12 protein-coding genes are annotated in these 20,204 nt (G+C 50.1%); 1 reads left to right on the top strand and 11 read right to left on the bottom strand.

Features of this window, described 5'->3' with window-relative positions:
* Nucleotides 1-207: 207 nt before the first annotated feature.
* From CFREI_RS02000 to glmS, 3 genes are all read right to left on the bottom strand, one after another.
* Nucleotides 208-870 (bottom strand): NUDIX hydrolase, encoded by a 663-nt coding sequence (locus tag CFREI_RS02000; protein WP_240483207.1) that lies wholly within the window; start codon nt 868-870, stop codon nt 208-210.
* Between the two features lie 62 nt (nt 871-932).
* Nucleotides 933-1,706, bottom strand: a complete 774-nt coding sequence (locus CFREI_RS01995; RefSeq protein ID WP_027012726.1) for a DUF4261 domain-containing protein — start codon at nt 1,704-1,706, stop codon at nt 933-935.
* A 378-nt stretch (nt 1,707-2,084) separates the two neighbouring features.
* A complete protein-coding gene (glmS, locus tag CFREI_RS01990) occupies nt 2,085-3,950 on the bottom strand; it encodes a glutamine--fructose-6-phosphate transaminase (isomerizing) (protein ID WP_027012725.1) in 1,866 nt (621 codons plus the stop codon).
* 145 nt (nt 3,951-4,095) lie between these two features.
* On the opposite strand from glmS, the gene CFREI_RS01985 reads away from it, so the two are divergent.
* Nucleotides 4,096-4,929 (top strand): poly(ethylene terephthalate) hydrolase family protein, encoded by an 834-nt coding sequence (locus CFREI_RS01985; RefSeq protein ID WP_027012724.1) that lies wholly within the window; start codon nt 4,096-4,098, stop codon nt 4,927-4,929.
* 204 nt (nt 4,930-5,133) lie between these two features.
* On the opposite strand, the gene CFREI_RS01980 is transcribed toward CFREI_RS01985, so the two are convergent.
* From CFREI_RS01980 to CFREI_RS01945, 8 genes are all read right to left on the bottom strand, one after another.
* A complete protein-coding gene (locus CFREI_RS01980) occupies nt 5,134-5,991 on the bottom strand; it encodes an SPOR domain-containing protein (protein WP_027012722.1) in 858 nt (285 codons plus the stop codon).
* Nucleotides 5,988-6,287 (bottom strand): hypothetical protein, encoded by a 300-nt coding sequence (locus tag CFREI_RS01975; protein ID WP_035112035.1) that lies wholly within the window; start codon nt 6,285-6,287, stop codon nt 5,988-5,990. The genes CFREI_RS01980 and CFREI_RS01975 overlap by 4 nt, the downstream gene beginning before the upstream one ends.
* 729 nt (nt 6,288-7,016) lie before the next feature.
* Nucleotides 7,017-8,360, bottom strand: a complete 1,344-nt coding sequence (gene glmM / locus CFREI_RS01970; protein WP_027012721.1) for a phosphoglucosamine mutase — start codon at nt 8,358-8,360, stop codon at nt 7,017-7,019.
* Nucleotides 8,361-8,483: 123 nt separating this feature from the next.
* Nucleotides 8,484-12,329 (bottom strand): DUF5979 domain-containing protein, encoded by a 3,846-nt coding sequence (locus tag CFREI_RS01965; protein ID WP_156907753.1) that lies wholly within the window; start codon nt 12,327-12,329, stop codon nt 8,484-8,486.
* Between the two features lie 561 nt (nt 12,330-12,890).
* The gene (locus CFREI_RS01960; protein WP_051255941.1) at nt 12,891-15,248 is read right to left on the bottom strand and encodes an acyltransferase family protein; all 2,358 of its coding nucleotides are present in this window, start codon (nt 15,246-15,248) and stop codon (nt 12,891-12,893) included.
* Between the two features lie 518 nt (nt 15,249-15,766).
* Nucleotides 15,767-16,744, bottom strand: coding sequence for a putative glycoside hydrolase (locus CFREI_RS01955; protein ID WP_290246112.1), 978 nt, complete (start codon nt 16,742-16,744; stop codon nt 15,767-15,769).
* Between the two features lie 43 nt (nt 16,745-16,787).
* Nucleotides 16,788-18,485, bottom strand: coding sequence for a GT4 family glycosyltransferase PelF (gene pelF, locus CFREI_RS01950; RefSeq protein WP_051255939.1), 1,698 nt, complete (start codon nt 18,483-18,485; stop codon nt 16,788-16,790).
* The gene (locus CFREI_RS01945; RefSeq protein ID WP_156907752.1) at nt 18,482-19,615 is read right to left on the bottom strand and encodes a hypothetical protein; all 1,134 of its coding nucleotides are present in this window, start codon (nt 19,613-19,615) and stop codon (nt 18,482-18,484) included. The genes pelF and CFREI_RS01945 overlap by 4 nt, the downstream gene beginning before the upstream one ends.
* Between the last annotated feature and the right edge of the window lie 589 nt (nt 19,616-20,204).

Raw genomic sequence — 20,204 nt, 5'->3', positions numbered from 1 at the left:
CCCACAACACAAATCTGCCTGCCCGAGCCTTTCCCAGGCCCTGACTAGGCCTATCTAGGCCCAGCCCAGGCCCGCCCAAAACACTCCCAAGGTCCTGCCCACAGCCCTCCCACCCCGCCATCCCCAAACCCACAGCCCTCCCAAACCACCCCAAGCACCATAGAACAAAAACCCACTCCACTTTCCCAGGCGAGTTCACATTGCACCTTAGAATGGCGCTGCGAATTCTTCGAATTCTGGGTTTTGGAATCGGTAGAGTTTCGCGGGCCTATGGGCACCTTCGCGCCATTGATTTCCGGTTTCTTCAATGGCATGAAGGCTCAGGATTTTCTTGCGGAAATTTCGTTTATCTATGTTGCGCCCAAGTACAGCTTGGTAAGCCGCTTGCAATTGGGACAATGTGAATTCTTGCGGCAAGAGTCCGCTAATGGCATTGCTGTAGGTTATTTTGTTTTTCAGCCGCTGGTGCGCATAATGCACAATTTCATTGTGATCAAACGCTAATTGCGGTAGTGCACTTACTGGGTAAAAAGCGCCCTTATGGCTTCCTTCGGTGAGGTGGATATTCGCCCCGCAGCCGAGATAGACCACAGATACGGCATGCCCCCGAGGATCTCTAGCTACAGTATCAAACGTGTATAACTGTTCGAAAAATCCGAGTTCGGTGTGGATATTTAGGCCGATTTTATCTTGGGCTATTCGGGCAAGGGCATTTTGAGTGGCTTCACCTTTCCAGTTGTAGCCTCCTGGAAGTGCAAGTTCTCCTTGAAAAGGTGCTGCCACCCGCCGTAGTAGAAGCACGGTCAGTTCGTTGTTTTCAAGCTGAAAGGCTACAAGGTCTACGGTCAATGTGGGTGGCTGGTAATTCATTTCTTTATGCATAGCTAGGGACTAGGAAAAGGTTGACACCACTCAAGCCTAGTAGCTGTGAACTATGCAGATTCGATATGGAGTTGAATGACAGTTTTGTCTTGCGGAATCATTGACGGACCATACACTACATTGATCTTCGTGTTTTCCGAACCAGTAATGACTATGCCGTTATCTATTGGGATTCGATTTTCCATTTGATAGGCGGCTGTGCGCATAAGGATTTCGAGGGTTTCGCGTCCTGGCTTTTGTGCGTCTGGGATTTCTACGTCCATAAGGCCAAGACGGTCGAGCCCTACTGTAAGTGCCGCGAGTTTTCCGGTGGGACCCGGACCAATATTGTAGGAAACCCAGATTGCAGGCAGTGGTTGCGGCAGTTCTTTCAGCGCGAGTTCGCGCACAAATCCGGGATATGCCAAATGCTGTGCACCTTCCCAAAACACTGCGAATCCTTGAGACGATATGGCGATCAATGATGCAATAACTTGTGTGAGCAGCGCGGAAACTTCCATTTCATCGTTTGGGCCAAGCCCCGCCACACTAACGATAGTGTGCGCTTGGTAGTCGGTATCAAAGGCTACTTCATCTGGCCAGAGTCTACTCGCCGCGCATAGTTCGTTTATATGGGTAAGTTCCAGCATGGGTTGTTGTATTTGCGCTAGCGTGATCACGTAGTTCCCGTATGTAAAGGAGAGGACTCCTTCGTCAGCTTCGGATCGTGTGAGGCTTGCGGAGTCGAAATCTCGCCAGTCTTCCATTAATTGGGTTCGTAATGCTTCTTCGGTGACTTCCGGATCGGATTGATGTTGAAGCAGCATTGCCATTGCCACAGCCACTGAGGTGTCCTTCCAATAGGCAAAAGGGTTACCACACCACCCATATCAAATTTGTTTCGCTCCGGGATTCTCAAGTACCCCCACAACTTTGGACAACATAATGAATGTATAAAACAAGGTTCGACAGCACCAAAGATTCGCGCTTGTGTTTGGCATAGAAGTCATTGTGCACGCCTTTACACCCGGGCAAACCACTACCCCCATGATTGCGTATCGACGCCCAGACCTGCAGGTTTACTGATAGAGCCAGGGTTCGTAACCCACAATACAAATTAATAGTAAAAACTCGGTAAAACTGCAGGAGATCAATAAGTTATTGCTACAAAACCCCGACTACTTATTCACATAGTCGGGGTTTGTGTATGTCGAAATGAAAAACTATTCGACTGTCACAGACTTTGCCAAATTCCGTGGTTTATCAATATCGTCATTGCCGCATTCTCTCGCAATAAACGCCGCCAGGAATTGCAATGGGACGGTAGCCAAAAGTGGCTGCATAATGGTGGAAGACTCTGGAATTCGAATCAGCCAATTAGCATATGGCTCTACTGCGGTATCCCCTTCTTCCGCAATCACAATTGTTTTCGCACCACGAGCCCGAATCTCCTGAATATTCGACACGATCTTCGAGTGTAAAACTTTCACGCCTCGGGGACTAGGAACAACCACAACCACCGGGAGATCATCTTCAATTAGTGCGATCGGACCATGCTTTAATTCCCCAGCTGGGAATCCTTCCGCATGAATATACGCCAATTCCTTGAGTTTTAATGCTCCCTCCAACGCCACTGGGAACCCGACCCCACGCCCTAGGAACAACATTGTGGGAATTGGACCAAGTGTTTCCGCAATTTGCTGCGCCTCTTCCTCACAGGAAAGCAGTGATTCAATCTTCGCTGGAATGCTTTCCAAATCCCGCCAAATATCCACTATTTCATCAGGATATTTCGTACCTTTCGCCTGGGCCAATGCCAAACCAACGATGTAGTTTGCTGCGACCTGCGCTAAAAATGCCTTGGTAGACGCAACGCCGATTTCTGGGCCGGCATGCGTATAGAGCACGGCGTCAGACTCCCGAGGGATTTGAGCACCATTGGTATTACACACAGCCAGCACTTTGGCTCCTTGCGCCTTCGCATGGCGCACCGCCTCCAGAGTGTCTGCGGTTTCCCCTGATTGCGATACAGCGACCACTAATGTTCGGGAATCCAGCACTGGGTCGCGATAACGGAATTCCGATGCCACTTCAATCTCCACCGGAATCCTCACCCAGTGTTCGATAGCGTATTTGGCAAGCAGGCCGGAGTGATAAGCAGAACCACAAGCTACTACGAAAATCTTATTTACAGCCTTAAGGTCGGCATTTGTAAGATTCTGTTCATCCAGAATGATCCGCCCATCTCGTAGATGGCCGAATAGCGTATCGCGGACTGCGGCTGGCTGCTCGTGGATTTCCTTCATCATAAAGGAGTCAAATCCTGCTTTTTCAGCAGCAGCTAAATCCCAGTTAATGGTAAAGGGTTTGCCTGCTACAGCGTTACCATCAAAATCCAGGATCTGATAGCCACCTTTGGTTAGGATCACAACATTATCTTGTTCAAGTTCAACGGCTTCACGAGTATAGGCAATAAACGCTGCCACGTCGGAGCCCAGAAACATTTCCTCTTCGCCGACGCCGATGATAAGCGGCGTCGATCTCCGCGCGGCAATAATCATATCTGGGTGATCGACGTGCAAAAACAATAATGTAAACGCGCCTTCAAGTCGGTTTAACACCGCGAGTGCACTTGCCTGAAAATCGCCCGCAGTTTCCCCTTCGTTATATGCACGGGCAAGAAGATGAGCAGCTACTTCAGAATCCGTTTCACTGACTAATTCAATCCCTTCACGTTCTAGCTCTTGCCGTAATTGTGAGAAGTTCTCAATAATCCCATTGTGAACAATGGCTACTTTGCCATCGAATGAAAGATGCGGGTGCGCATTTATATCAGTTGGACGGCCATGAGTCGCCCAACGAGTATGACCAATCGCAGTATGGCCTTGAAAGCTACTCTCCCCTAATTCCGCAATGCGATCATCTAGATTTGCTATTTTCCCAGCCCGTTTTACTGTTTCTAAACCCCCGTGGCCGTCTGCAATAGCAATACCTGAGGAATCATATCCGCGGTATTCCATACGCCGTAATGCATCCAGCGCAACTTGCAGGCCTTCACGGCCACCGATATATCCTACGATTCCACACATGCAGCAAAGAATAATGCAAAGTTGCTGAGATTGAAGGAAAACGCAACTCACGCCCTTAGAAATACAAGTTTTCTAGGCAAGGAATTCGGTATTAGGCGCGCGTATCCCCGGCAATAGTATCTAAGTTGAACTATCCTTAAGCATTGTGGCTGAGAATTTAAAAAAGCAATTATCCAAATTGAGCAAACGAGGGCCGCATCGTGTCCTTGCTGGTGATTTAGAATTCGCTGGTTTACCAGGAAAAATCTATGCCCCTGCCGAAGGGAATGGTCTTCCTGCCCTGGCTTTTGGCCATGATTGGATGACGGATATTGGGCGCTATCACAATACCCTCAAACATTTTGCCAGCTGGGGTTTTGTGGTGGCCGCCCCGAATACTGAGCAAGGGATCGCCCCAAATCATCGTGGTTTTGCGGCCGATTTAGAATCGGCATTGCAGATTGCCGCCGGAGTAAAATTAGGAAATGGAAACATCACGGTTTCTCCTGGAAAACTTGGTTTAATTGGCCATGGAATGGGCGGTGGTTGCGCAGTTTTGGCGGCTGCTGGTCGGCCGAAAACACGGGCGGTCGTGGCTATTTATCCAGCAACTACCAGTCCTTCCGCTGAGTCTGCGGCGAATAATGTAGACATTCCTGGCCTGATTTTAGACGCAGGCAAGGATTCAATTTTCCATTCTGGCGATCCGGTGGAACTTGCCCGCAATTGGAAAGGCCCCGTGGCCTACCGGAAAATTACCAATGCTTCTGCAAGCGGTTTTTCCGAGTCAATTATGTTAAAAACCGCCATGGGTCTTGGTTGGCCGGAGTTTTCCGCTCAAGAAACCGCCCGCGGGCTCGCTACCGGATTTTTATTGCACCGCGTTACTGGGGATAAAAAATACGCCCCATTCTCTGCCCTTGAGGTAACTGCAAAACGAGTAGCAAACTTGTCCGAATCCGAACCTGAAAGCCCACTCGCTGGCTTCCTCTCCCGTTAAGTTACAAGCGCCTTTTTCTCAGCACACTTTGCACCGGACCTGGTGCTGGCCTTGACCCGTACGGCGCCGCCTCTTCCCGGGGCATTTGCATTGCCCGCATACTCGCCGCGCGGGTCTTCTCCATCTCAGCCTCAAATTCACTGAGTCTCCTCGCCGCGCGCACCCGAAATTGTTCGATAAAGTCTGAAAACTCATTTGTAGTTGTCACCAGGCACCAGCCTTCCTTGCCCCACCGCGTTTCGACGCCCCACCAACCGGCTCTTCACTGGCAGGCTCCTGCTGTGCTGGAGCCTCCGGCGCAGGTGTATCCGATGGCAAAGGTTCAGGAATGGGGACTTTTGTTGCTGGCACATCTGGGACTGGTGCCTCTGGTTTACTGCTCTCCGCATGAACCACCGGAATAGGCTTTGCAGGAGGTTCTTCCACCAAATTCACTAGTGGATTCCCCGGCACAGCAATCGGCTCTCCCATTCCCAAAAGCTGGTCATAACACAACCCCAACGCCTCATCACGATCCTCACATACACCTAAAATAAACGTGCCCGCACGATCAATAAGCTCCCCCGCCGCGTCAATACACCCCCGAAACGCTGCCGAATGCTCCGCAGGATCCAATGTATGCAACTGCGCGCACAACACTCCGATCATTCCTTGCAACTCCTCACACAACGCTCGAAGCACTTCCCCCGAATCTTGAGCAATCGTATTAATCGCCGCAGCGCACTCAGCCGTTTGCTGCTCAATAAACCGCACCGCCTCCCTATGCGAACCCCAATCCGCAGACAACACCTCCAAACAATCACCCAGCAAACCATCTCCGAAATCCCCTAACTCATGAAATACCCCAGATACCGACTCCTGGGTACCAACAAAATCCTCACTATCCCCCACAGCCAAATGTGTACACTCCAGAAGCGCCGAAGGGTCAGTACCATCCACAGCGGACGCGGCGTCGGAAAGCAAATCCGGGTTTAACGCAGGCCCCAACCACAAACCCCGCGACGCACAACGCAAATCCTCAACAGCCGACGAATACCCAACCACCAACTCCCCCGCACTCACCACAACCCCCTTAACTCCGAACCCAAAACCCCATCCGAATCACACACCCCCAACACCGAATCCCGCGCAAATCTGCATCCCTCAACCAGCCTCCCAGTACGCACCTCCCCAGCAGCATGAATCCCGTTCAACATCGCCGCAATACGCCGACCATAATCAGCAAACCCCCTACCAGCAGCTTCCACAGGAAAGCTTGGCCCACCGTCAGCGAACGACCTGTGCCTGCCATCAAAATCCGCAATCAGCCGGTCCAACCGCTCATGGACCACGACCGGATCAAACTCAAAACCCGACACTTCCAAACCTCCCCACGACCAGTGAAGCAACCCAATCGCCTAGTTAGACGCAACAACCACAAACTCAGGTTCCCTGCTAGTAGAAAACTATGGGATCTTCTTCTGGGGCTATAGGTTTATTGGGGATTTTGGGGCTTGTGTGCCTATGTGTTTCTGTTCAGTTTGTGGCTTGGTTTGCGACTTGGTTTGCGACTTGGTTTGTGGCTTGGTTTGTGGCGCTCGTGGCCCGTGACCTGGGTTTGGGTGGGGCTGGTCGACCTTTTAGAGGGCCGGTTGCGAGGTGGTTGGCTTTTGGGGCTACCGATCGTGTAGTGGTCGGGGTACTGGTCGAGCTGCTATTCGGGGGCTGTCTCAGATTCCATTTTTTCGGCCGATTTTATGGAATCTGCGACAATCGGGATAAAAACATCACTAGTTTAATAGGGTACGCCTATGAAACACCGGGTCAAGCGGTCCAGAGGCTCGGGAAACCAGCCCGCCGCCCCGAAAATCAGGCAGATCTGACACTCCCCACCACCCAACAAGGCAGATTTCACATCACCCACAACCCACCACAACATTTCCCCAGCTTACACCCCCGAACCAGGAGCCCACAACGCAAATCTGCCTTTCCCAAACCCCAAACCCCAAACCCAAACCCCACCCCCAAAGGAATCTAGCTGGAAACCAAACTCAACAGTAACCAGCTAGGAGCCAAACTATAGGAAGAGCAGTACTTTTTTAGTGGGTTTATACATCGGCTACTACTGCGGCGAGTCGGCCAGCAACTTTGCGGGCGGTTTCTTCGGTGGGTGCTTCTACCATGACTCGGAAAAGCTCTTCTGTTCCAGAGGCACGCAGGAGCACTCGTCCGGTGTCACCGAGTTCAGCTTCGGCTGCCTCGATAGCGGAACATACATTTGGATGGGTCGCAATCACTGACTTATCGGCCACTGGCACATTGATTAATACTTGTGGGAGTACCGTCATTGCGGTGGCAAGGTCTTTTAGGGTGCGTTTGGTTTCTGCCATGCGGGCCATGAGTGCTAGACCGGTCAGAACACCGTCGCCAGTGGTGCCATAATCAGGCATAACGATGTGTCCGGATTGTTCACCCCCTAAGCTAAAGCCGCCAGCATTGAGGTCTGCGAGGACATAGCGGTCGCCTACGGCGGTGGTGCGAAGCGTGATTCCAGCTGCTTCCATGGCGAGTTTGAGTCCAAGGTTGGACATAACGGTAGCTACGAGCGTATTTTTGCGCAGTTCGCCGTTTTCTTTCATGGCGAGCGCCAGGATAGACATGATTTGGTCGCCATCTACGACGGTGCCTTCGGCATCTACGGCGAGGCAGCGGTCGGCATCGCCATCATGGGCTAGACCGAGATCAGCTCCGTGTTCGATAACTGCTTTTTGGATTTGTTCGATATGGGTGGAGCCGCAGTTATCGTTAATATTGTAGGCGTTTGGGGTGTTATGGATTGCTATTACTTCGGCCCCTGCGGTGCCGTATGCGAGGGGGGCAACTTCAGAAGCTGCGCCGTTTGCACAGTCGACTACTACTTTGATGCCTTGGAGTTTGTGAGGGATAGATTGGGAAAGGTGCTGGAGGTAGCGCTCCATTGCGTCTGTTGATTCCTCGATAACACGTCCGATTCCATGCCCCGTGGGGCCTTCTTCGGGGAGTTTATCCATGGCTGCTTCGATTTCGTCTTCAACTTCATCGGCAAGTTTATGTCCACCAGCTGCAAAGAATTTAATGCCATTATCTGGCATGGGGTTGTGGCTGGCAGAGATCATAACACCCATATCTGCACCATAGTCATCTGTTAGGAAGGCCACAGCGGGGGTTGGGAGAACGCCTACGCGCAGGACGTCGACACCTTGGCTAGCCATGCCTGCAGCAAGTGCGGCTGCAAGCATTTCCCCGGATACGCGTGGGTCCCGCCCAACGATAGCCACAGGGCGCCGCTTGGAGGTTCGATTTTCGCTTGTCAGCACATGTGCCGCCGCAGCACCTAAACGCAGGGCCAATGAGGCAGTCAGCCGCTGATTTGCCAGACCACGCACACCATCAGTTCCAAAAAGTCGACTCATGGGGTCTATTATGCACCTCTGAGCGTATCTTTCTGGACATATCCCCCAAGTGTGAGTACTGAATTTTTCCTAAGAAAAAGGTCGAGCGCCTTTTTAACACTCGACCTTTACTATGAGGTGGGTTTAGGAGTTTTTACGGCTCCTGCGCACCAGGAATACACCCGCAGCTACTGCAATTCCAGCAACCGCAACAATACCGAGCACCGATGCACCGGTTTGCGCAAGGAGGCGTTGGCTCGCAGCTTGTGCTGGCTGCTGTTGCTTTTCGACGCCCTGAGCACTCGGCGCCGCAGCATTACCTTGGGCCGGCGGGGTTGGGGTGCCGGAAGAACCAGCGTTACCTGAAGCAAGTGGGACGAGTGGCACTAAGAGCCACCACCATGGCGGGTTTGCAGTGTTCGTAATAGTAACCAGTTCGGGATTCGCGAACGTATTCGGCTGAATAGTGAGCACCGCGGTGCCATCGCGATAGTCTTCAACTGCACCTGGAGTCTCGGAGCGATAGCCTGGGGTAACCCAGTGGGCAATTGCATTATCACGAGGGCGAGTCTCTTGGAGGCGTACCTTGGTACCGATCGGCAATGCCGGGAAATCTTCTACAACCTGGTTTGCCTTAATGGTGAAGATCTTTGATTCTTCTTTCCCATTAAGTGTCCACAGTGCTTCGATCTCAAAGTCGCGGTCCTTACCAGCCAATTCACCTGTCAGCCCCGCAAGAGTCTTGGTGACCTTAAACTTGCCAAGCTCCGAATACACGTTCCGAATTTGAACGTCCGAAGTTCCACCGTTAACCGTGATTTTTGGCGCCTCTACTTCAACAGTGGAAAGCTCAGGGATAAATTGAACTCCCTCGACATTGGTCTTTTTAAGATTCTCAACCAAAGTACATGTGGAATTAGCGAGTACGCCCTCAATCTTGGTGGTCTCACCTGCCTTGAGCTTAATAGTGCCTTCGTGTACTTTGTCGCCCTTCACGCACTTGTAGGAAGCTTCAAACTCATGCTTCTTTAGTGCTTCAAAGTCCTGTGCAGCGCCTGAAAGCACCTTGGCAACCTGAATGGTGCCCTTCCAACCAGCGTACTTATTCTCCACATGGACACTATTTTCTTGTTCTGGCTTAAGTTCAACACCACAGTTCAAGCCCGAAGTGGAAAGATCAGCGTCCGGTACACTAGCGTCCCGCTCAGTGATCTTGCAGCGGTAACCAGCAGGAATCTTTTCGGAAGTCACCTTTTGACCAGCAGAAACCGGACCAATGGTACCAGTAATCGGCTGCTCACCTTCACGGCCTGCAGGTGGCGTACACACGTAGTCAAACCAGAATTCCTTACCTGCAGCGACGCCATCGGGATCGGTGACGTTCTTGGTCAGCGTAAAGTCAGCCAGTTTCTTGGTGTACAGGTTAGAAACGATCACTTCAGCTACCGAATTCTGCTGAATAACAGCAGCGGAACCCAAATCCTTGGCCATCGAAGTATGCGGAACTTCAATATCGCCGAATTCCTCGACAACTCGACAGCTATATCCAACTGGAATTGACTCCGCAGCTTCCTTTGATTGACCAGCCTTTACCCCCGTGATTTCACCCGAAATAACAGGCAGGGTTGGGTGCTTACACTCATAACGGAAATCAAAGGTCTTTTGTTCTGCAGCCGGCACGCCATCGTGCTTGACTGTCTTAGTCACTTTGAATTTGCCGGTCTTTTGAGCATAGGTATTTTCAAACGCTACTTCGAAGGCGTCTTGCTCCTGTTCCGGTATACGGAAACGCTGTTCAAGGTTTGCGGTAGTGAGATCATAATCCTTGATTTGTGCAGAAGCCCGATCCTCAGTAATCGTGCATTCTGTGCCAATCGGGAAAGCCTTGCCTGGTTCAACAGCTACTCCATCACTCCTTACATGGAGAACACCCCTAACATTGCCGCAGGTGTAATTAAAGGTAAAGATTTTATCCTTAGCCAACTCTTGAACGATTGGGTCATGAATAACTTTTCGCAGTGAGAACGTCGACGTTTTATGTGAGTACATATTGCGGAATTTCGCAATATTCTTGTTGGTTTCACCTACAGTGATTTCCTGCTCGCCATTTTTCTCATCGTTTGGCTCAATAACCAGATTTTGGCGGACATCGTTTGCTGCATCGCGGTCTTCAGTAATCACGCACTTGGTGCCCACCGGGAAACGTTCCCCAGCCATGACTACCTTGCCATCACCTGCAACGTTTTCGATAACACCGGTTTTCTGGGCGTCGCCAACTGTACAGGTGTAGTTGAACCGGAACTTACGGTTCGCATCAGCATGGTTCGAGGTTTTTGCTACACCGAATTCACCATCGGATACAGATGCGGAGTTAGTAAGGACCAATTCAATATTGGAGTTTTCAATTGTGGTGGCAATGGCCTCCTTGCCTCCAGCTAGGATTTCCACATTTGGATCACCAGGAGTTTTTGGAGCAAACACTGGGTCACCGAACTTCACACCTGGCACGTCTGGAAGGTTCACTTCGCTGAGCTTGACCTTGGTTCCGCGAGGAAGGTGGTTTTGGCCAGCAACTGGAGCACCATTTGCTTCAAGAACCAAGTCCTCGGAAACCTTTTGGCCCTTCAGCTCATACTCGGCTTTCACAGTGAACTTTGTGTCTGCCGGAACCGGTGCGGAATTATCGGTGAGTTTCTTTTCCACCTGAACCGAAGCACGATCAACACCACGTACTGTTCCGGAGCCATGAGAATTACGGCTCACATAGGTATCGTCTTCGGATATTGTGCCCTTGACATCTACATATGCATGGTTTTCAGTACGCGCATCCAATGGTGCGAGCTTGTCAGCGTCGGTGTCATAGAAAACAATGTAGTGCTTGCTTCCGTCCCAACCACCTTGTGGGGCTTTCAATGTAATAGTGACCGATTTATCTTTAATTTCTTTTTCAAGTTCGAGCAAAGGAGCATCTTCATCGCGCGTGGTTCGCACCCGAGCTTTACCACCGCGACCATTGTCACTTTCTTCTACTTCAAAGATTTTTGCCCGGAAGGAATTTTCAACATAAGAGTGTGGGTGGCCCTTTAGCGAATCGCGGATAACAATCGGCGAATCCCCAGCATCCTTAACAATCGAACCACCAATGTGAATCAACCATTGGGCACGCGTCGGTTCAGCAGTATGAACGTACCAACCCCACTTTTCAACCCTGTCTGGTGCATGGCGTACCTCAGGGTAAATACCGTGAGTACCCTTATCGGGAACGGTAGCATCGATTTCACCAACCCCCTCAAAGTTAAACTTTAAGATCTTTGATTCAGTTGCCGTTTGGGCTTGGGCCTCAATCTTAATAGTGCCGCTCACCTCAAATTTTTCCTCAAAACCGTCGTCGAGCGTACAAGTGAGTTTCCGCTCATTAAACGAAACGTGACAGTCTCCGCCCTTGTTCTTTGCATCATCTTCCAGGATAAAGTCTTCATCTTCAAAAAAACGAAGTTCGGGCGGAAGCCCAATGGTAAAAGTTTTGCCCTCTTTGCCGGGTCGAATATTGCCATCCGGAACCGACCAATCAATATTGACCAAAACCCTTTCCCAACGAATAATCATCGCATCGGGATATTGCTTTGAATGAACGTGAATTTTATCAATTTGGATTGGCATGCCTGCGGCAGCTGGCACCAATGGCACGTTCTGGTCTTGTCCGGTAATGGGCATTGACTCGGAGCCTTCACTTGGTGGGCTCTGGTTTTCACCTCCAGCTTCGCCAGGTGATCCTGCGCTTTCCGTATCGCCAGCGGATTCCGAATCGGCGCCTGACTCGGCACCTACATCTTGTGTCGTGTCGGCCGCATTTTCGACGCCCTCATCTTGGGCTGCTGCTGGCGCCGGGGTGAGTCCGACCAAAAGCAAGATGGCTGCGGCAAAAGCAATGACATATCGCAGCAGCCATACCCAACCGGATGACAATCCGGCACGCGGGTGTTTTCTCAATTTGCTTCCTTCTCCCGAAAGCGTACCTTCAGGTTTTCCCAGCTTTTCTGAAACCACGTCTTACATGCAGTTTCTTCTTTGCTGGGTAGTACTTCATCAGGTACTCAACAACAAGTTACAGAACGAGTCTAAGTGTAATACAAGAAAATTACAGTAGTATCACCCCCGCTTCTAAGTTGCTTCCTATGTAAATAACCACAATTCTTTTGAAAACATGCAGGTCAGAAGGCGTAAATTCACCTTAAAAGTGCCAAAGACCACAAACCCATTGGGGAGTGCCTTTATTATCACATTCGAATTACAGAAATATAACGGGCGATCTTTAAGGTTTGCCCGCTTCCCTTTTAGGGGACTTTAAATATGCAGCTCAAAGGCACATTTGCAGTAAAATGTAACGCTTTATCAAAGACAAGCGAAAGATAACGGCAAAACCTGAGAGGAAAAGTGAGTTTCTCAGCATTCTGGGAGCTAACAACTTGGCATGCCATTCGGCACGCAAAAACACCGCGCAATCAACCAGCATTCGAATGCTTGCGCGGTGTTAGCGAGATGGGTGAGCTACTAAACGCCACACTCCCCAATTGGAATTTTCCGGTGGTTAGCCCACTGGTCTAGACCATACTTAATAGATTCCACATAGGCGTTTGCGCCTTCTTCTGTTGGGTGAATTAGGTCGCTACGCAGCAGAGCATGGTCAGCCCTGGCGCGCTGGCACCAGTCAGCAACATAGAGGTTGTCATATTTTTCTTCCGCAATCTTCACTTCTTCATGGGAGTGCGGAATCCATGAGCGGTCACCGTAGGGCATTGTTAAAATAACAACTCGCTCCGGGCCGACAATCTCCATGACTTGGGCAAGGTGTTCTTGGCTTAAGTGGGCATTGGTACCAAAGCCTAGGACCACAAATGGGTCAAGCGCACCTGCTTTTTCAAGCTCTGTAAGGATCTCAGGTGCTGCCCGAATAGTTCGGGATACTGCCGCATCAACATGAATCTCTGGAAATTGTTCATTGAGTGCGGGCAGACTTGCCAGCATTACAGAGTCACCGACTGCGGTAATGCGGTCACCTGTAGGGATCAGCTGTGGTCCAGGAATTGGCTTAGTAACGTCCGCCGTATCTGCCGCCGGTACCAGAGCTGCGGCGGCTTTGGAAGCAGCTTCCTGTTGTTCCGCCAATGCAACAAGATCACGTTCCAATTCGGTTTCTCGCGGTGAACTTGCAATCGCCATTCCTGCGACAAGCAACACTGCTGCAGATACGAGCGTTGTGACACCACGGAGAAACAGCGGTTGTGCAATCAAGCCATCCCACAGAATTGCTTTATAGCCACGGCGTCGTATGGGGGTTTCTATCCACAGGTAAGACCAGTGACATACCAGCAAGCTAATAATAAATGATGCTAGGCCTACTGCCCATGATGGCACAGTAAGACCAAGGTTATGCACAAGCTGTTCAAGCAGGATAATAATCGGCCAGTGCCATAGATAAAGGCTAAAAGAACGTTCACCAAGCCAGCGCATAAAGCGCCAGTTCATAATTGTATGTACCGGTCCGGCTTCCCGAACCACAGTGGTCAATACCACCGCGGTAAGGAAGGACGCCAGGAGTAAACCGCCGTTATATGTAAATGGGTGCGTGTCATGAACAAAAAACACCATGAGCAGCAGACCGATAAGAGCGATCGCTCCGATCACGCCTGCTCCACGCCGTAGTGGTACACGATCCGCTGGCCAGCTATCGGCATCCGGGGATCCAACCGTAGTTGTAGCAGTCAACGCTAGGAGTACGCCCAAAAGCAAACCAAAGGAATGAGTGTCCGTGCCGTAGTACACACGCGTTGGATCTTGGCCAGGATCATAAAGGAAGAGCATCCAGGCGAAAGATGCCAAAATCATTCCGCCAATTACCCAACGGATATGCCTGCGCACACCTCCGGAAGCTGTGAGGAACACAAAGAGTAATGGCCAAATCACATAGAATTGTTCTTCGACTGCAAGGGACCAGTAGTGGGCAAAGATTTGCACGCCTGAATCGGCAAAATAGCTGGCAGATTCCGCAATCTGCACCCAGTTATTTACAAAAAGTAGGGTGCCAAAGAACTGTGCTACCAAACCGACAGCTGGATCACCACCAACAAGGCCTGCCAGCGCGGTCACTATGACCAAAACCGCAATAGCTGCGGGCAGGATGCGTCTAACGCGGCGTCGCCAAAAATCTTTTAAGTCAATTTTTCCGGTCACCGCTCGTTCTCGCACCAATAACGAGGTAATTAAGAACCCAGAAAGCACAAAGAACATATCAACGCCAAGGAATCCGCCTGGCATAATATCGCCAAAGAAGTGGTAGATCACCACAACAAGCACTGCGAGACCACGTAGTCCATCAATGCCGGTAACACGTCGAATCCGGATTCGAGGACGTGCGCTCTTTTGCGGAGTTGGGGGTGCAGGTGGTGCCGGTGGCGGGGTAAGAGTTTCTTCGGGCGCTAATAAAGGAGGCGCGACGGCCACCGCTGTTGCTGCACCAAACGCCTGGGTAGGTGCAAAAGCACTACCGGGATGCGGCGGGGTATCAACAGGAGGTTGCGGCGAATCGACCGTGGTAGCCGGCGAGGTGTCCACCGGGTGCGGCGACGCATGAAATGACTCTGTGGGAGCAAAGGCACTTCCGGGTGGCGGTGGAACAATAGGAGGCTGGGTCACTGGTGGTACGGCTGGTGCGGCGTTGGATGCACCAGCAAGGGCGGATGCCCTAGAGGTTCTAAAGTCATGTTGTGATGGCTCACTAGGAGGGGTTATTTTCACCTCCTCAAAAGGATGCGTTGGAGCTTCTTCGGCGACTGGCACTTCAGCTAGCGCAATTTCTGGGATATCCGTTTCCTCGACAAGTTCCTCAACATAGTCCGGTTCACCGAACATTGGGGTTGTTGAATCGAACCGATTCGGGGATAATCGTCGAGCCCGAGCTTCTAGGGTTTTATTCCTCCGAACCCGCGGCTTGGGTTGAACTCGTGGAATTCGCCTGGGAGACCGTTTCTTGGCCACTCGTGTCCTACCTCTGCCCTTTCGTTACTCAGGCTCGCCAGAATCCGGCGAACACTCTCCTACCTAGTAAATAACCCCCTGTGCTTAAGCGTGTTACACAGTGAGCACATATGCCCGTTGAACGTTACACTCCAATCCTGAAAGAATTCTAAAGTGTGGTTTATTCAACGGAGCCTCCTCAATGAAATCAAAACCACGAATGATTTTAAAACCCAATGTAATCCTTTGCCCTCCGCACAAAAACTATCTGAGATCCATTGTCTAGCGTGGGGTTTTCGGAGAAGAATCACATAGCGCGCAATATTAAAATCATTGGGAAATTTTCTTGCTCTTGTCCGTTATTTTCGCCCCCATAAAGTGTGGCGGGGCGTCGAAAAGCACTACAAACAGCACTACAAACCTTGGTGCTGATGGAAAATCCGCCCGCTGTGCGCTGGGAGCGTTACTAAGGTTCCCTGATAGCCAAAGGTTGCTTCGTGCCCACCTAGGTTTACTACTGCCATACCGTATTCAAACCGGCGAGAAAATACACCAACAGCATGCCAAGAACTCACATCTCCTTGAGGTTCGCCGAGATCATAATCGGCGAGTTCTAAGAGTGGCATTTCCCCATACCCATCATGAGCGGTAGCGGTAACCGCAATATCGCGGTGCGGCAAAAATACCCACGCAGCCGCCAAAGCAAATTCAAGATATGGGTCATTTGCAGCGCCTGTTCCAGGGACGCGGGCAATAATAAGGCCATCATGATCCATTTCCGCAACCTGCGCCAAGCAATCATCAACGCTTAGCCAACCATCATCCGCAGTGCCCCAGCCAAGCCAACATTCCTCATAGCCGCCACCAAACCTAGCGTGACGCGCCCAACGCCCTGGTTGCATACGGGATTCTGCGATGTTCGGCACCAACATAAGCCCATGTTCGCGTAACGACGCCCCGGCGCGGCTTATCATTTCATCCAAACCACCACGCACTTGTTCCATATCTAGGCCATGGCCGTAATAATCATCAAAAACATCATTATCAGCCATCACACCATCAAACTTTGAAGCCTGAAGTTCGGAAGTAACAGTTTCAACCCAGGCATCTTGATATTGCTTATCCCAAACCTTCTGTTGAATATGCCCCGGATAACCAGACCACTCAGGAACATCCACCGAAGAATCCAAATACTCGGCTTGGCTCGGCGCAATACCGGAAGAAAACACGGGTCCCTGTTCATAGGTGCGAACCGAGGAAAGACATTTATATGCCAGAACAGTAATATTCGGATCAGCATCACGGAAACGCTGTGCTTGATCCGATTCCCATGGCTGTAAAATCACGGCACGAAACCGGCCCGCTGCTTGCTCAATTTCTTGATCAGTCAACGGACCGGCGTAACGGATCCACCCAAGCCTGGGACGAATTCGATTAGCGCGCAAAATAACGGCGTACACCTCCAACCGCAAAGTTCATTAATGCACTTTGGCGAGGCCGGCGTTCCCAACCTCCAACCGCAATGTCTTCTTCACCACGGCCCAAATCCGCAGTACGTGTTGTGGCCAAATCAGTCCCAGCACCCAAACGACGATAGATCGCGTTATAGCGCACCATGACTTGTTCCATAAGAAAAATGGTGTGCGGGCGAGCCAGAGAATTATGGTGCCAACGCATATAAAGATCCTTATCAAAAGCAATGCGCTGTACGATATCTGCCAAACCAGTAATATCTCCCGGTTCTGCAAGATCACCACAAGGGCCAACAACATTTTCGTTTTGGTCTAAGAGTGGATCAATCACCATTTGGTCCATACCGCCCACACGAGTACCAATCACCGGTAATCCACCAACCATAGCTTCCAACACCACAATCGGCTGGCCCTCATTAAAGCTCGCCAAAATCAATGCATCATAATCATGCAGCACATCACGGACTTTCATAGAGCCACGCAGAATCACTTTGTCTTGTAATCCAAGGCGTTCAATATGCGCCAAGCATTTTTCATAGTATTCCGGCAGGTGGTTTGTTGGCCCCAGAACATCAACCACAACATTGTCGACGCCGCGACGGCGCAGCTCATCGATGGTGTCAATGAGTTCAATAATGCCTTTAATGGGAACCACTCGGGCGATACTGACCAGGCGCCACACCTTCTTTTCAGGAAGATTATCAATCACCTCCTGGCGGCGGCGACGCGTGTACTCAAAGTCATCCCAAACGATGCCATTTGGAAGAATCTCTGATTTATCCGGGTCTCCTCCCAAATCCTTCGCCTCATCAATAGCACGCGGATATAGATAGGTAATATGATCCGTCATTGGGTATAACAATGCGCCAAGCCGAATCCACCAATTCACCCAAAACCATTCAAACGTGGTACTACACAAATCTCGTGGTGAATCCAACGTCACCGGAAGATTCATACTGCGCTCAAGCAATGTATTAATAGTGTCCTGGACATATAGGTTATGTTCCGTAAGTAAGAACTTACCGTTGTTTTGGAGCGCAGCGGCAGCAGAAACCAAGCTTGCATAACCGGTGGTATGAGCGTGATACACACGAGCTGGCGGATGGACGCGATCAAGTAGCGCATACATAAGGGAGAAAAAGTCCCGGATCATCCAAAAAAGTTCATCTAACTTAATATCGTCAGCTTGGCCGGCCGCATCAAGTACCGCTTCCATTAAGTCACGTTGTGGTAGTAGTGACCATAGACGCCACGACCGGGTTTGCGGATTCACGGCGTCAATATAAAGCTTTCGGAGCGACGCAGGGTCCCCGCGCGTTCCATCCTGCAAGGCACGGACCAATTCACTAGCATGACGCGCACCGGAAATATCATTGACAGCCTTTTGGAATCCCTCGCGGTTTTCCTCCAATGAAAGATACAGAACATCAACCCAAGCCACATTTGAAGGAACCCCATACAGATCCTTTGAAGGTGCATTGGAATCCCACGCAATATGGATAATTCCAAAGGTTAGATCGGGGTTATGGGTCACAATATCGTGAACAACTGCGGAAACACCGCCCGTTAAGTAGGGGTACGTTGACTCCATAACAATGGCAACATCAACGACTTCAAGCGGAGTATTATCACCTGGGAACCGATACTTGGTCTTACTCACCAATTCACTGCTTTCTGCCAGAACATCTCAAATGGCGCATCTTTCATGCGATTCGACGCACTTCGAATAGCCACAACCGAACCAATCACCGCTACTAGTGCGGCCGTCAATAAGCCAGCCACAGCACCAATAAACAAAAACGCGACCAAAACAATAACTAAAAACACACCCGAGTACAGTGCCGCCAGCCCATGCATATAGAACTGGGTCAACTGAAACACCGACAAGTGGAACGCCAATAACGGAATCGGCACAATAAACAGCAATAAACTCAAAAAATCATGCTCGATATTCAAACTTGCACTCACCAGCAACACACCCAATGCAGATACCGAAGCAACACTTAATGTAAGCGCAAAGCATCGAGCAACATTATTTCGAGCCAAATCCACCGAGCGCCGCAATCCAGACAACGGAATCTGGTGAATTCCCAACATCAATGAATCCACATTCTTCCGAATCAACGGATACTGGGAACTAAAAAACACTGCCATCCCCACAACTACCGGAATTAATCCGACATACACCGTGACCACGTCAACCTCGCGGGAATACAGCGCAATCAAGAAGAATTTGTCAGACCACAAAATGCTGCCAAAAAGCAAACCTAAGCCAAGATCCCAAAAAATAGTATCTTTACCCGGATGAGCTGGATCCAGAACTCCCTGCAATCCCCCACCGATCAAGGCCAAGTGCGGAACGATTCCAGCGAGCGGTGCAAAAAACCAAAAATGCGGAAACAACAACAAAAAGAATGCGTAACAAGCCCAACCAGCAAAAATAAAATTCGGTTTGCGTAATTCTTGGGCGGGAATCATGGCCAGTGCAAACAATAGGTTCGTAAACAAACCAAGCAAATACACACCGACCTCAAAAAACCACCAAGTATTAATAGTGGCCATCACCACGCCAAAGCCCAGCAATGGAATCAAGGAATACGCAAGGATCGCTGGACAAAGCCTCATAAACTGAAAATTAAATTCCAACTCATTTTCTCGGCTTACTTCCTGCAATGGACGGTAAAAAGGCAAAGTTACCGCGTGAGAGATCCACGGTACCGTCACCGACACCATTAAAACCAGCGCAATTACGCCCCGAATTTCATCGACGATAAAAGGAAACACGGTCATTAACAACGCTGTAGGCGACAATTGCACCAGTGCATGCCAAACTCTGCCCAACAATACGACTGAAACCAAGGCAATCAGGCAAAAAAATATTCCCATAAAGGTTGGAAACATTGGGTCCGGCCCGACTTTAGTCAACCAAACCCAAGCACAGACAGTTCCCAAAAAAGCAACAAACGCTACGCCTAAAAGAGCAACTACAGGGACTTGCCTGAATTGGTTTATTTGAAGAGCCAAGGCTCAATCCTTTCTCCGACTTATTGCAGGCTCAACCAGAAGGTAGCACCATACCTATGGAGCACTTTACAGCAGCAATTTGGACACAATTAACCCAGATTGACCAAAGAAAGACATGAAATACTGCAAAGAACTTAACGATAAAGATCCGACAATTCGCAGGCTGGAGGCATATATGGGTAGGTAACGTGTTACCTGAGTGCGGCTTAAAAATGAAAAATAAATTAAAATTTTTACAAAACCGTAGATGTCGCCAATTTTAGCCACTTTAGTAGATCGATTTGCCACAAAGTGAATTTAAATATACGCAGGTAGAAGACATTACTTTAAGATTTTTTCAGCTTTTACACAGCGA

Origin of the sequence: Corynebacterium freiburgense (genome assembly GCF_030408815.1) — a bacterium.
GTDB classification, from domain to species: Bacteria; Actinomycetota; Actinomycetes; order Mycobacteriales; family Mycobacteriaceae; genus Corynebacterium; species Corynebacterium freiburgense.
The sequence above is the reverse complement of the archived record's forward strand: the minus strand, read 5'-3'. Positions and strand labels throughout refer to the sequence as shown.